The sequence below is a fragment of the Bacillus sp. EB106-08-02-XG196 genome (assembly GCF_013396335.1).
GTDB lineage: Bacteria > Bacillota > Bacilli > Bacillales > Cytobacillaceae > Neobacillus.
In genome coordinates, this window is record NZ_JABWSY010000023.1 from 7,509 (window position 1) to 22,091 (window position 14,583).

Genomic DNA, 14,583 nt, shown 5'->3' on the forward strand with positions numbered 1-14,583 from the left:
GAGTCATGGTGTCCGAACCAGATGCAACTTCAGACAAGTTTTGATGAATCTAAGAGTCATGGTGTCCGAACCTGTGGCCTTCAGACAAGTTTGATGAATCTAAGAGTCATGGTGTCCGAACCTGCGGCAACTTCAGACAAGTTCGATGAATCTAAGAGTCATGGTGTCCGAACCAGAGGTGACTTAAGCAAAAAACGTTATTAATCAATAATAAAAACAACAATCTTTGCGAAAACAGCCTTTAAATAAGACCTTATTTACGGAATATAGAGAAAATCCAGTCCCATTTATCTTTGGGTTTTTGAATCACTTTTTCTAAACGTTTATTAAAGTCATTTTGTGAAAGCCACTCTTTTTTCATTTCTTCCTTGAGATTTTCTAATTCTCTTTGTAAGTAAACACTTTTTTCTTTTTCCTGTTCCAGTAATGTTTCGTAATGTATCTTTTCCTGTTCAGATAATTTTTCAATCCTAGCCTGCGTTTTTTGCGCTGAATTTGAAATGTTAGAACTTAAATCGTGGTGGTCCTGCTTTAGCCTGGAAACTGTCGTTTTAAGGTCTGCCATATCGTTTATGACTTGGACATTCATTTCACGTGTAGCAGCTAGTTCACTGGCTAAATAGGCTAATATTTCTTTTAGGTGATTGGGGTCTTGGGGTAAATTGTCATACGTATCGGCTGCCGCTATATCTGTTTCACTTATTCCCTCTAGTCTTTCCTTTTGTTGCTGGGCGATTTCTTTAGCCGTATCGTCTAGGGGCTTGTCCGTATCGCGTAACGCTATAAGCGTTTCAATGTCGGATTGTACAAAAATACGACGATCACCTTCTTTTAAAAACACATAGCCATTCCGCTCTAGAATTTGTCCATACTTCCGAACAGTAGGTGTTGCAATCCCGGCTTCCTCAGCCACTTCTTTGGAAGAGAAAGAGCGTTCATACGGTTGAATATCATTTCGCATATCTGATCACCTTTTTTATATCAAGTATTAAGGGTTACTGGCAAATTTTCAAGAGCCATATCACCTAGCGATACAAATAAATATCGGGGGGCGATACATTAGACAAATTTAGATTGTCGGGGAATATGCTAAAATAAATGACAACCCCGACAAGCATGGAAATGAAATATATCGTATACAAACGGAAGTTCCGCTTCATATTCCTCCATGATAAATCAATTACATTCATCGCTTGTCACTTCCTATAGCACTTTGAATCGTCAGGATACGGTCAAAGAATTCCTTTTCCGATTGTTCTCCTTTAAACATTTCATTGACGATTTTTCCATCACGAAGAAAAATGACACGCTGGCAGTAGCTCGCTGCAAAGGGATCGTGCGTAATCATTAGAACCGTTGTCTTAAACGTTTTATTGAGCATACTGACTAATTTGCCCCTCAACCATCGATATAACAACATCTAAAGTGACAGTTTTGTCATGTTAAGAGGGAAATTTGATGAAACAACTTTCCTATCATTCGCTGCTACCTTTCCAAACTAAAATAGATTTGAAACAAAATTTTTTTATTATTTGTCACTAATAGTAGATACTTGTCCATTCAAATTTTTCTTACCATCATATTTTAATATAAGTATGTGATAGATTCTCTTGATCCTATTATTATTATTTTTTACTTTAATAGTCAACAAAAAGGGGAGTGTAAGGAATGGCAAGTAGTACATTCAATGTAGATATTGAAATTCAAGATTTAAACGGAGCCGAAGGTGATCATAAGCAAGACTTTTCTGAACTTGAGGCACTTACGACTCGTATTAATGAGTTAGTGGCTAACATGTTAAACCGAGAAAATTGTTTGAAAGACGAATTGGCAGCTAAAAAAGAAGATATAGCTTCCATTACCGCTAGCCTTGAAAAAAGTAATAAAGAAATAGCAGAACTTCAAAATCAAATAGCCGAAATGAAAGCTGCCAATGAAAAAAGTCAATCATTGATTGGGGGGATAAGCGGTATAGTAGCTGAGCAAGAAATGCAGCTGCAAAATCTAAGAGAAGTAATTGGCACCAAGGAACAAATAATTACGTCATTTGCTGTAAGTCTAGAAAACAGCAAAAAGGAAATTGTAGAACTTCATAAACAAGTAGACGAATTGAAAGCAACCAATGGAAATCAAAAAAGACTGATTAAAGAATACAAAGAAAAACTTGATTCGTTAAGCGGAGAATTATCACTATTAACCAACCAACAAAATGATCTACAAGCTGAGGAAAGTACGGAACTGAAAGCAGAGCCGAACACTAAAGAAGAAAATATGGTGTTGAAAGCAGAGCCGGAAACTACAGAGGAAAATTCGGCGCTGAATGCAGAGAAGAATGCTAAAGAAGAAAATAAGTTGCTTAAAGCAGACCGCAAAGCTCAAAAGAAAAAGCTTAAAAAATTTCTGAAACAGAACCCAAATGCGAATGAAAAGATTTTAGCAGAACAACTAGGGGTAGACAGTTCCTATATAATTGGGCTTCGAAAAGAATTTGATATTTGAATGATTGATAAAAGGGGCTTCTAAAGCCCTTTTTATTTTATTCCCGATCATTCCTCACACACGTTTTGTTATGTCACGTCACATCATGTCCTTCCGGTTTCCGTTTATTATCATATTTCAACAAAAATAGTTTATTATTTCCCTGAAAATACAAACTTCGACTTGTTCAGCGATTTTTCTCCTTTAATCAATCCACTGATTAAAATTTGATGCAAAAAGAGACCTCCTAAAAAGAAGGTCCCTGCACACCTATTAATATAATAAATACTTCTCACGAACCTCGTTAAATTGCTCTAATCCCGCCTGCCATGCTGCTTTCATTTCTTCAACACTTTTTCCAGCTTCAATATCGGCGCGGATGGAGCCATTGCCGACAAGGTTATCAAAGAAGGAGATTCCTGCTGCGCTCGGTGTTCTAAATTGGAAGTCATTTGGATACATATCATGGATTGTTTTTACGATATATAATCCAGTTTCAAACGGCTTATAGGCATTTCGGTCTGTGATATGAATTTGAATACCATGGCTTAACACATTCGCATGCTTCGAGAATGTCGGGATAAACGAAGCCGCTCTGAATGTGACACCAGGTAGTTTGTAAGAGTTTAACATGGAAGCCAAGCTGTCACTATTAATGAACGGTGCTCCAATCAATTCAAACGGCTTTGTTGTTCCTCGTCCCTCGGAAACATTGGTTCCTTCAATGAGGGCAGCACCTGGGTACACTACAGCAGTTTCCAGGGATGGCATGTTTGGTGATGGAAGTACCCATTCTAATCGTGTCTCATCGTAATACATGTTTCGTTTCCAGCCTTCCATTTCCACTACCGTTAAATCTGCTCCAATTCCAAATTCGCGATTGAAAAGCTTCGCTAACTCCCCAACGGTCATCCCGTGGCGAACAGGAATCGGATATTCACCGATGAACGAGGAGTACTTATCCTCAAGCACAGGTCCTTCAACTTTTGTCCCGCTGATTGGATTCGGGCGGTCAAGGACAATGATTGGAATATTGTTCTCTTTTGCTGCTTCCATTGCTAATGCCATTGTGTAAATATAGGTGTAAAAACGTGTCCCTACATCTTGGATATCGAATAACAAAACATCGACATTGTTAAGCATTTCAGGTGTCGGCTTTTTTGTCTTTCCATATAAGCTATAAACAGGAAGTCCGGTTTTTTCATCCGTATATTGTTCAACGTACTGACCTGCTTGTGCACTTCCTCGTACGCCATGTTCAGGGCCGTAAAGAGCAGTAAGGTTCACATCGGAATTATTAAAGAGTAAATCCACGATACTCGTAACGTTCTGATCAACTCCCGTTGGATTTGTAATTAAACCTACGCGTTTATCTTTAATCAAATCAATTTGATCCTGTAATAAAACCTCGATGCCTAAACGGAACTTTTTATTCTTTTTCTCTTTATCGTTCTTAGCCATCGCCGCAGAAACAGTAGAAAGTAGTAGAACGAGAATCAATAATCCTGTAAGCCACTTTTTCAAAAGTATCCCTCCTCTTTATCTATTCCCTGCCTAGTATCCTAACCCGTGATCAAATCCATATAAAACACTGCCATCATGGTTGTAAATAGTTACTGGCAGTTTTCCAGTTGGGTTGTTTTTACCAAAAATGGTGTTTGCGGCTGCTTCGAAGCTTGCAGGTCTAAATCCATACTGCACTAGGTAAGCATTAACATTAGGGTAGGCCATAATATCGTACGGATTTCTGATTCCGACACCAATTATCTGAACATCCGTTTCTTCTATGAGCTGATTTGCTAGTTTCATTAAGTTCGTGCTGGCTGCTCTTTGAGCTACGTTTGAAGTCGAAGTTCCTAAAATAACATATTTCGCAGTTTTCACTGTTGCTAAATCAGCAGCTGAAAGTAGTGCTGTATTATTAATAACTGTAACGTTACTATGATGCTTTTTTACCTCGGCAGCAATTTCAGAACTACTTGAACCTACAACAACAATCTTTTCATCTACAGTTAATTGAAGCGGAAGGGCAGCCTCATTTTTTACAAGAGTAATTGATTTTTCTGCTGCTTCTTTTTCAATTGCTTTATGTTCAGGTGATCCTACGACTTGAAGTGCTTTTGCTACCTTTTCATCCAGACTCTTTTCTACTTCTGCCTTAACGATGCTTCTATTCAGTTTCAAGGTTAAAATCCTCTCTACTGACTGCTCAAGTCGACTTTCTGAAATATCGCCTGAGTTCACAGCATCATAAAGTCCATTTGCTACATCTACGATTCCAACTGGCATTAACAGGATATCCGCCCCTGCTTTAACAGCACGGATTGCCGCATCAACAGGACCAAAATGATCTGCAATTGCACCCATATTCATCGCATCCGTTACTATAACTCCTTTAAAGCCCATTTCTTCGCGCATAAGACCCGTTAATATCTTGTGGGAAAGTGTACCTGGTACAGCGACTTCTGTTCCGTCTTTTTTAGAGATTGCTTTCGTATCATCAATTTTTGGGAATGTCACGTGTGCTGACATAATCGCATCAATTCCCGTATCCATTGCCTGTTGGAAAGGATACAATTCTACATTCTTCAAACGATCAATATCATGAGGTACAGATGGAAGTCCTACATGTGAATCAACAGCAGTATCTCCATGGCCAGGAAAATGCTTTGCAGTTGCTGCAGTGCCCGTTTCATGGAGCCCTTTAATATAGGCATTTCCTAGGTTAGCTACTAACTCAGGATCCTCACCAAAAGATCGAACACCTATCACCGGATTATCTGGATTGTTGTTTATATCCAATACTGGTCCAAAGTTCATGTTAATACCAAGTGCATTAAGCTCTTCACCAATTGTTCGTCCAATTTTTTCGGCAAGCTCTTCAGATCTAGTCGCACCTAACGCCATATTCCCTGGCATGTCGGTACCAGTTTGCAGACGTGTAACAATTCCACCTTCTTGGTCAATGGAAATTAACAGTCCGTACTTTTCCGCAGCTTCCTGATAGGCACTGACTAGCTTAGTTGTTTGATCAGCAGTCACTGTGTTTTCTCGGAATAAAATCACACCGCCGAGATGATAATCCTTCACAAGCTTGGCAATTTCGTCGTTCATTACTGTGACATTTTTGCCATTCCAATTCCTAAAATCGGGCATTAGCATTTGTCCGACCTTTTCTTCCATACTCATATGCTTGATGGCATTTCCGATGAGGTCATAGCGTGCACCTTTTTCTTTTTCAATAAGGACCTGTTCTTGATTTCCTTTGAATTGAATCGAAATTCTGTCGCTATGGCTGCCATCGCTGACAGATATAAATGTTTTACCATTGTGACCGGATAAAGTTATTACACCATCTTTAGATACAGAGGCAACATTTTTATTAGAAGATTGCCATTTTAGGTTCTCAGATGCCAGCTTAAAGTGACCATCCTCATAAACATGAAGTGCATTTAAATCAAGCTTGCTATCCTTTACTTCTCTTGTAACCTGTGGAACATTGAGATCAATCACTAAATCCTCAATTCCCGTGGCAGCTCCCCCTGCAAGTGGGATTCCCGTTAATACTAGAGCAAATGCCAGAAACGAGGTGATAAATGTCTTTAAAAATTTGCGCATGTTGTTTCTCCTCCTCTAACTTTTAATAATCTCTTAGTTCCCATTCATTATTTTTAAAAGAAAGATTTGATCCAGAATCCAGTTTTGGATTCTGAATGTACCAACCTCGGGAATTGGTAGATTCATCAGTTCGATAGACAAACCGTAATTTTGTCGCATCACTAGGTATAGCCAATTCTTTATTTTCCCAGCCATTACTTGTGCCTGTTAATAGAGCAACTTGATGCCAACTGCCACCTCTAAAAATCTCTACAGACCCGATATCCCAGATATTCTCAATCATATGCCATGTGGAGAAGGTGAGTTTGGTATCCTTAGATAAATGGATATCAGTTTCCATTTCTCGGTTTAGCTTGTCGCCGTACCCTGCAAACCAAGCATCTCTCTTACCAGGAATCGAGACAGGGATTGAATCTGCTATATTTCTTGCAAATAAGCGGCGGGTTTGGTTCATGGATCCCATAGTTCTTGACGGATGGACACGATTGGTCAATAAAATTGCTACTGTTTTATTGTTCGGGCTTACTACAATCGAAGTTCCTGTATAACCCGTATGGCCAAAAGAGTATGTACCTTCTGATAAAGCATCCATATACCAGCCTTGGCCTAACTCCCAGCCAAGGCCATGGTCATTTCCAGAGAATGCCTCATTCTGATTTTGCAGCAGCAACTGTACTGTTTCCGGCTTCAAGATTTTTTGTCCGCCATAACTTCCTTCATTAATGAAAATATGGGCAAGTTTAGCTAAGTCAATGGCGGTAGAGAACACACCAGCATGACCAGCAACCCCATCCAATGACCAAGCATTCTCATCATGAACTTCTCCCCACACGAGACCGCGATTTGGTGTTGTTTGGTATTCAGTTGCAGCAATACGGTTCTTCAAAGAAGCTGGTGGATTGTACATCGTATCCTTCATCCCTAAAGGTTCTGTGATATGCTCCCGGACGAATTCATCCTGACGCTTTCCAGACCAGTGCTCAACTAACATTCCTAACGTAATCATGTTTAAATCACTGTATTCATATGTTGTACCGGAAGCATTTTTCAACGGTTGGTTTAATACCAACTTCAGCCTATCTTCTCTTGAATTCCCTTTTGAATATAAAGGAATCCAAGCGGTGAACCCGGAAGTATGGGTTAACAACTGACGAATCGTTACGTTTTCTTTCCCGTTTGCAGCAAATTCAGGAATATGTTTTGCCACCGGATCATCAAGATTGAATAATCCTTTTTCAAAAAGGATCATTACGGCCGTTGCAGTGAAAATTTTACTGATAGACGCCAAGTCAAAAATCGTGTTGTTTTCCATAGGAATTGGATTTTTCATTTCGGTAAAATTACCATCGGTGTATTGAGCTGAAAAGCCAAAAGCGTCATGTTTTACAATTTTTCCAGCTCTCGCTACAAAAGTGACAGCACCTGGCATTAATTTTTGTGAAATTGCTTGGTTCATAATATGATCAATTTGCTGGAGTGGAGCATCCACCATTCCAGCTCCTCGCGCTGAACTTGAGTGGAGCACTCTCGATACAGGAATGATTGTCGAATTCCATGTAAAGACAGGGTGTGGTTTCTTAGATGGGAATGTGAGTTTTCCTCGCTTTTCAATCGTTGAATCATTGGGAAGTTCATTGTTGGCAAATACGGGTGATGTGCCTAGTAGCAAGGTACAAACTGCAGTAATCATAAACGTTTTACTTTTCATACATCCTCCTTTATACAATTGATTGAATTGTAGGCTGGTCTCCCCTATGTATACCAAAATACTGGTAACGCTTACAACTTATAGTAAAAGTATATAGGTAATGTTGTGAAGTGGTCTATACCACTTAAGTCACATAACAGGCGTTTCTACAGGTAAAAAGGATTACGCCATTAGCATTATTTTTTAAAATACATGACAAAAAAGTGAAATAATATTTCAACATTTAGCAGAATGCTGCTAATTCTATAAAGGATGTCATCCATAGCAATATTAAAACATAAAAAAGACCCCCTCCAAATTGGTTGAGAGCCTTTGAAGTGATGTAAAGATGAATTCATTTATCCTCTTCGTCTAAAAAAATAAAACACCTTTATTAACATCGATCTCTTTTTTCAGTCCATTTAAATCGGAATTTGTATATAACTCCTGGATGGCCTTAAACGCATCTTCACCAGATAAATGCCGAGGTTGGAACTTAATTATTTTATTATTAGTATGGATTGGCCAAATCTCAGCCCTTATTAAACCATTTTCGTTAAAGTGTAAAGTTGTTGGAAACCCATAGGTAAGAGGGGATCGACCAGGAGTATTGAAAATAAAGTTTCCGACACTAAAAAAAACGGGGACACCCTCCAAAACGCTCATTTTTTGATATTGATGGGATCCATGTCCGATGATAATATCAGCTCCGGCCTTAACAATCATTTTTGCCTGTAATAATTGCTCTTCTGTTACGGGTTGATAATTCTTTCCCCAATGGATGGACACAACAATAGTGTTTATCCCTATTTCTCTTAATGCCCTGATATCATTGTATACTGCATTTCTAGACAAAGCGGCTATACCACTATGAACATTAGAAGCGAAATGTTGATATTTCTCCTGATATCTTTTCCTGTAGCTCATGTAATTTAAAAGAGCGACTTTAATATTACCTTTTCTTATAACGAGTGCTTTTCTTGATTCTTTTTTATTTCTTCCTGCACCAAGCGGAATCATCGAATTTTTTTCCAAGTACATAATGGTTTCTAATAAACCATCATGTCCGTAATCAGTGGAATGATTATTTGCCAAAAAAAATATGTTGAACGCCTTTTGTTTAAATACATCAAGCACTAAAGGGGACATCTTATATATATAATCTTTATCTGCCTCGATTTTTTTTGCAATTTGGCTGATAGGCGCCTCCAGGTTAAGTGTCCGTACATCCGCTGAGCTGTATATTTGATCAATGTATTTAAAAGGATAGACATAACCATTTCTGTCCAATAATTTTTGTGCTGCATCACCTAACAAAGTATCTCCGCCAAAGAAAATACTCAGCTCCTTCGTGGAATCATCAGAAACTTCGTATGTCATAGGTTTTATTATAGTCAATAGCTATCCCCTCTTAAAAGTTTTATATAGTAAGATTACTTAGCTTATGAGAAATAGCTTCATTTAGTTCTTCCAAGATGAATTTAAGATGAAGAAAGGCATAAACTGATCGAAATAGGATAAAAAAGACCCCCAACCATATTGGTTGAGAGCCTTTGAAGTGTTGAAGATTAACGCTTTGAGAACTGAGGAGCACGACGCGCACCTTTAAGACCGTATTTCTTACGCTCTTTTATGTGTGCATATCATATGAAGAAGCACGAAATAAAATGACCCTTGTTAAATCAAGGTTTAGCTGCTTATTACTTCCTAAAATGAAAATGAAATAATATATCTTTATATATGTTTCGTGGTCAGAATGTGGTCAAAAGATGATACCTAATTTAAAGTTGGGTATCATTTTTTTAGACAATTAAAGTAAAATAACTAAAAAACCAAGCCTTTCATGGTCAGGGCATTGTTCACTAACAAGAACTCTCTAATGAATGTTCTTCAGCATAATAAAGAAGAAAGGCTCTGTTTAAAAGAAACAGAGCTTTTTTGTGCTTTCGTTCATCTGCCTATTTTTCCATTTTGGGAAAATGTCCTATTATAATAGCCTATTCTTTATGACAAACGCGGAATACATTAACAATATAAAAAGGAGTATGTATTCTAAATATAATAAAGAAATGGGGTTTTTTTATGGGAAGTTGTGAATCAGAACATCATACAGAGCATCAACATCATTCCGTGCATCATCCCAAGCCAGAACACCCACCGGTCCCCGGAGGTCCATGTCCAATCGAATCAAAGGAACAAGTGCCATTAACGGTTATGGCCACTAACACAGTTAAGCACACTAGAACCCCAACAATTAAGGTTCCAGTTGTATTGGCAGAGCCAACACTTCAAATTGTGTTAGAGGCAGATATTAAACTTCATCCACCAGCAACAGAAATTAAAAGAGTGAAAAATAATGTATTTCTAGATCAGGTTAAACTTGTCCCAGTTGCATTTACACGTATTGACAACACTGACTTTTTTAACGTGATAAGGGGTAAATTATTTGTAGCAGGGCATATTCGCAAAGATATAGAATATGCTACGCATGATTGTAAGGGAACCCTTCAAGATCGAATTGCAGATGTTCCGTTTACTGGATTTGCAGACCTTAATGGTGACATCTGTGAGAACACCAACGGATTTATTTCATTCCCCATTATAGGTATTTCTGAAAGCGCCGAAGCTAATTTTGTTAATGATCGAACCATGTTAGATGCTCGCTTGGATAAAACTTTCTTTCAAAATCTTGTCAAATACAATGAACAGCCATTCGGTGAGTTAGTAGCTGCAAACTTCTTTGAACTTGATTTTTCACCAACCATGACACCTCCCAAGGGAACTTTTAGCAGGTTGAGAGAAAAAATCGTCTTTGACCTTACGGTAAAAGTATTACAAGTTCAACAATTCAGGATTATTGGTGCACAACAAATAATTCCTAAATCTTCTGGTCATCACCTCCCGTAAGTCCGTAATCAAGAAAAAGGACTCTGTTTTTTTTAAACAGAGTCCTTTTCTTTGCCGACATGATTGCGGTCTCCAGGGTGGAAGTCATGAATCACGAAGCAGTAAGTAGTAGTGGCTATTTAACGAAAAGGTGTATACAGTGGAGCAGAATCTGAAGGAATCGGGCGGAATTGCGATAGAAGTGGATGAAGAGTGACTTGTTTTTTCAAAATTAGGAAAACGATAATTACACAATAAACGCCTTGCAGGATCCATGCAATCTTTGTCTGCATATTTTCCAAATTTCTAATTTACATATCTTAAGTATTATGACAATTGTCCAAACAATTCGTGTCTTAAGAAAATATATTAGAAATGTAAGTTGTCTGTTTTTTTACTCAACAAAAGAGTTAATACTAAATCCTTCATAAAACCATCCAAGAAAGGATAACAAAGCTTATGCGAACCATTGTATTTATTGAAACGAATAAATCAGGATCTAGTAGAGAGGCAATAAAAGCTGCAGAACGACTCGGCTATTTTACGGTGTTATTAACCAATAAAAAAAACTTCATTCATCAAAGAACAGAATTTCCAGATGTCCATCAAATGATTTTAGTGGAATTATTTAACTATGACAAATTAAAAGAAAACATTATAAATCTGCAAAAACAAGATAAACAAATAAAGTGCGTATTGAGTTTTGTACATTCTTACGTGTATTTAGCTGCAACCTTATCAGAAGAATTTTGTCCAAGTGTTGTATCAAGTGATCCAATTTTTTTAATGGAAAATAAAATATTATGTCGTGACCTTCTCATAGACCTTCCAATTTCTCCTCATTATGCCGTTTATACTCCAGACCATTCCTTAGAGAATTTTATTGATAAACACAAGGGCTATTTACCTCTTATTGTAAAGGCCCCCACATCTGCCGGTTCAAAAGATGTTCTGTTGGCGAATGACGAGAACCAGTTGAAGCTGGCAATACAAAAATTACTAAACCATCGTGAACAGATTTTGCTGGAGGAGTATCTAGCTGGCCCCCAATATTTAATTGAAGTATTAGTACATGATGGAAAAGTTCATATAATCGCAATTATCGAACAACAGATTACGTTTTTACAACGGTTTATTGTAACAGGATACTGTTTACTGCGTGATAACGAAAAAAGTTTATACGATAGTATCCTTGAGACAGTAACTTCCATCTTAAAGGTTTTTCAACTGAAAAATGGTGCCTGTCACTTAGAAATGCGCCTAGTAAATGGATCGTGGAAATTAATTGAAATCAACCCAAGGATCTCAGGTGGTGCGATGAATCGAATCATTGAAGTCGGATATGGAATTAATTTAGTAGAGGAAACCATTCAATTAATGTTAGGAAATGAGCCTTGTCTTACTAGAAAACACAGTAAGTATGTATATGCACATTATTTAACCGTGGATTCAAAAGGAGTATTAATTAAGGTAACAGGGAAAAATCGCAGCTCTAACTATCCAGGTGTAGAAGAGGTGTATATAAAATCCCGAAAGGGACAGATATTACAACCGCCTTTATCAATGGGAGATCGATACGGATACATTTTAGCATCCTCCGATGTAAAAGATGAGGCGATAAGAATTGCCAAGAAAGCAGCTAGCGAGATACGTTTCAACCTTGCTCCAATTGTAAATACGGAGTGAAAAATCATGACTATTATATTCTAAGCAAAACCGTTCTTATTATATTTGATAAATAATTTGAGGAGCGGAGGAAAAAAGATAATGACACTAATTGGCATGCTTCATCATCGTGCAGATCCAAATAATGTAAAGAAAGCATATGCTTATGCCGCTGTAGCCAAAGCAGAAGGGGTAAACTTTTTTTACTTTACCCCAGGGAAGGTAAATATAAAACAGCAAATAATTTTAGGGAAAGCCTATGAAACTGGCCAGTGGATTGAAAAGGAATTTCCCTTTCCTGATGTCATCTATAATGCAAGTTATCCAGTAAGTGATAAAGCCGAGCGAATCGTTGATTATTTGTTTGATAGGATTCCGTTTACAAGTCAATCTATTGGGGACAAATTAAGTGTATATAACAAAATTGAAAAGGCAAAAGAATTTAAACAATACCTTATTCCTTTTTCTAAATTAACTAATGATCAGATTTTTTATGACATGATCAAACGTTATAAAAAAGTTATTATCAAACCATTAACTGGACATCAAGGTGGGAGCGTTGTTTTTATTGAAAATTATGAATCAAATCTTTACAAAATTAACGATTCGGGATTAGTATCATCTATTAATGAAAAACAATTGTTAACCTTGATATCCCATAAAATACTAGAACAAGATTACCTAGTTCAACAGTTTATTTCAAGTCAAACAAATTCTGGTCATGTTTTTGATTTCCGATTGCATGTACAAAAAAATGGAGAAGGAAAATGGGTTATTACTTCTATTTATCCAAGGATCGGGCGGTTGGGGACCATAACATCTAATATGGGTAGTGGCGGTTATAGTACTTACCTGGATATATTTTTAAAAACAGAGTTTGGTGACTCTTGGTATGATATGAAAAGGTATCTGGAACAGTTTGCGTTAAGTTTTTCAAATCATTTTGATTCTTTATATGACAGCGAATTGGATGAATTAGGAATTGATGTCGGAATTGATGAAAATCAAAAACTATGGCTATTTGAAGTAAATTGGAGGCCCGGTCCACCTAATATATATAATGTTGAATTAGATGTAGCTAAAAATACGATTCTGTATGCTAAATATTTAGCGGATACAAATAAACATTAAATCAAAACCTTTCAATCGTTAATTACATCACGTATTAAGGGTAAACCAAATAATACTGTATTTATTGTTAACGAAAAATTGGTAGATTCTAAGTGGTATTTTGTTTCGTTTTGTGATCAATGTGGTCAAAAATATTTTCGTGGTCAAAAGCATTTTTTAAACATAAAAAAGACCCCCAACCAATATGGTTGAGAGCCTTTGAAGTGTAGAAGATTAACGTTTTGAGAACTGAGGAGCACGACGCGCACCTTTAAGACCGTATTTCTTACGCTCTTTCATACGTGGGTCACGTGTTAATAGTCCTGCACGCTTTAATGTTGGACGGAATTCAGGGTCAGCTTGAAGTAATGCGCGAGCAATACCGTGGCGGATTGCGCCAGCTTGACCAGTATAACCACCACCGCTTACGTTTACAAGAACATCGTAGCTGCCTTGTGTTTCAGTAGCTACTAATGGTTGGTTAACAACCATACGTAAAGCTGCAAATGGGATATACTCTTCGATGTCACGACCGTTAATTAGGATTTTACCTGTACCTGGAACTAAGCGCACACGTGCGACAGAGCTCTTACGACGACCAGTACCAATATATTGAACTTGTGCCAAGTTAATTCCCTCCCTCTTTATTAACCGCGAAGTTCGTAAACTTCAGGTTTTTGTGCTTGGTGCGGATGTTCGCTGCCAGCATATACGTGTAATTTTTTGAACGTTTGACGGCCAAGAGAATTCTTTGGAAGCATGCCTTTAACAGCAAGCTCGATCATTTTCTCAGCATAGTTTGTACGCATTTCAAGAGCAGTTCTAGTCTTTAAACCACCTGGGTGCATAGTGTGACGGTAGTAGATCTTGTCAGTTAACTTCTTACCAGTTAATTCAACTTTAGAAGCGTTAAGAATGATAACATGATCACCAGTGTCAACATGTGGTGTAAAAGTTGGTTTATTTTTACCACGTAAGATTGCTGCTACTTCAGAAGCAAGACGTCCAAGAGTTTTGCCTTCAGCATCAATCACGTACCATTTACGCTCGATATTGTTGGCGTTAGCCATAAACGTTGTACGCATGAAATTCCCTCCTAAATTAAATCCATTAAAGATTATTTTTTCGCACCATCATAA

Annotated in this window: 13 protein-coding genes and 1 pseudogene; 5 read left to right on the forward strand and 9 right to left on the reverse strand. The window is 37.6% G+C overall.

The genetic code is table 11. The annotated features are described in order from the left end of the window. A partial coding sequence (locus tag MLOOGBEN_RS26320; RefSeq protein ID WP_218781340.1) for a hypothetical protein occupies nt 1–204 on the forward strand: 204 nt, incomplete at its 5' end. 49 nt (nt 205–253) lie between these two features. Here the strand turns inward: MLOOGBEN_RS26320 and MLOOGBEN_RS26325 are convergent. Both MLOOGBEN_RS26325 and MLOOGBEN_RS26330 read right to left on the reverse strand, forming a co-directional pair. After that, nucleotides 254–961, reverse strand: a complete 708-nt coding sequence (locus MLOOGBEN_RS26325; protein WP_179161236.1) for a MerR family transcriptional regulator — start codon at nt 959–961, stop codon at nt 254–256. A gap of 225 nt (nt 962–1,186) precedes the next feature. Further along, nucleotides 1,187–1,381 (reverse strand): hypothetical protein, encoded by a 195-nt coding sequence (locus MLOOGBEN_RS26330; protein ID WP_179161237.1) that lies wholly within the window; start codon nt 1,379–1,381, stop codon nt 1,187–1,189. Between the two features lie 287 nt (nt 1,382–1,668). Between MLOOGBEN_RS26330 and MLOOGBEN_RS26335 the strand changes: the two genes are divergently transcribed. After that, on the forward strand, nt 1,669–2,499 hold the full coding sequence (locus MLOOGBEN_RS26335) for a hypothetical protein (RefSeq protein WP_179161238.1): 831 nt from the start codon (nt 1,669–1,671) through the stop codon (nt 2,497–2,499). Between the two features lie 252 nt (nt 2,500–2,751). On the opposite strand, the gene MLOOGBEN_RS26340 is transcribed toward MLOOGBEN_RS26335, so the two are convergent. From MLOOGBEN_RS26340 to rpsI (MLOOGBEN_RS26360), 5 genes and pseudogenes are all read right to left on the reverse strand, one after another. Beyond that, the gene (locus MLOOGBEN_RS26340) at nt 2,752–4,002 is read right to left on the reverse strand and encodes an exo-beta-N-acetylmuramidase NamZ family protein (RefSeq protein ID WP_179161239.1); all 1,251 of its coding nucleotides are present in this window, start codon (nt 4,000–4,002) and stop codon (nt 2,752–2,754) included. Between the two features lie 30 nt (nt 4,003–4,032). After that, complete coding sequence (locus MLOOGBEN_RS26345; RefSeq protein WP_179161240.1) at nt 4,033–6,096, reverse strand: glycoside hydrolase family 3 protein; 2,064 nt, start codon at nt 6,094–6,096, stop codon at nt 4,033–4,035. A gap of 22 nt (nt 6,097–6,118) precedes the next feature. Continuing rightward, a complete protein-coding gene (locus MLOOGBEN_RS26350; protein ID WP_095250602.1) occupies nt 6,119–7,804 on the reverse strand; it encodes a serine hydrolase domain-containing protein in 1,686 nt (561 codons plus the stop codon). A gap of 351 nt (nt 7,805–8,155) precedes the next feature. Continuing rightward, nucleotides 8,156–9,163, reverse strand: coding sequence for a CapA family protein (locus MLOOGBEN_RS26355; RefSeq protein ID WP_218781341.1), 1,008 nt, complete (start codon nt 9,161–9,163; stop codon nt 8,156–8,158). 188 nt (nt 9,164–9,351) lie between these two features. Next, nucleotides 9,352–9,423: pseudogene (gene rpsI / locus MLOOGBEN_RS26360) on the reverse strand (30S ribosomal protein S9); the annotation flags it as partial. 442 nt (nt 9,424–9,865) lie between these two features. Between rpsI (MLOOGBEN_RS26360) and MLOOGBEN_RS26365 the strand changes: the two are divergent. The 3 genes from MLOOGBEN_RS26365 to MLOOGBEN_RS26375 all read left to right on the forward strand — a co-directional run bounded on the left by MLOOGBEN_RS26365 (nt 9,866) and on the right by MLOOGBEN_RS26375 (nt 13,465). After that, nucleotides 9,866–10,690: a CsxC family protein gene (locus MLOOGBEN_RS26365; protein WP_256989287.1), complete on the forward strand. Its 825-nt coding sequence runs from the start codon at nt 9,866–9,868 to the stop codon at nt 10,688–10,690. Nucleotides 10,691–11,128: 438 nt separating this feature from the next. Next, complete coding sequence (locus MLOOGBEN_RS26370; RefSeq protein ID WP_179161241.1) at nt 11,129–12,355, forward strand: ATP-grasp domain-containing protein; 1,227 nt, start codon at nt 11,129–11,131, stop codon at nt 12,353–12,355. Nucleotides 12,356–12,436: 81 nt separating this feature from the next. Then, nucleotides 12,437–13,465, forward strand: a complete 1,029-nt coding sequence (locus MLOOGBEN_RS26375) for a YheC/YheD family endospore coat-associated protein (RefSeq protein WP_179161242.1) — start codon at nt 12,437–12,439, stop codon at nt 13,463–13,465. 213 nt (nt 13,466–13,678) lie between these two features. On the opposite strand, the gene rpsI (MLOOGBEN_RS26380) is transcribed toward MLOOGBEN_RS26375, so the two are convergent. Together rpsI (MLOOGBEN_RS26380) and rplM are read right to left on the reverse strand one after the other, a co-directional pair. Next, a complete protein-coding gene (rpsI, locus tag MLOOGBEN_RS26380; RefSeq protein WP_179161243.1) occupies nt 13,679–14,071 on the reverse strand; it encodes a 30S ribosomal protein S9 in 393 nt (130 codons plus the stop codon). A gap of 20 nt (nt 14,072–14,091) precedes the next feature. After that, nucleotides 14,092–14,529, reverse strand: coding sequence for a 50S ribosomal protein L13 (rplM, locus tag MLOOGBEN_RS26385; RefSeq protein ID WP_179161244.1), 438 nt, complete (start codon nt 14,527–14,529; stop codon nt 14,092–14,094). Nucleotides 14,530–14,583: the final 54 nt, after the last annotated feature.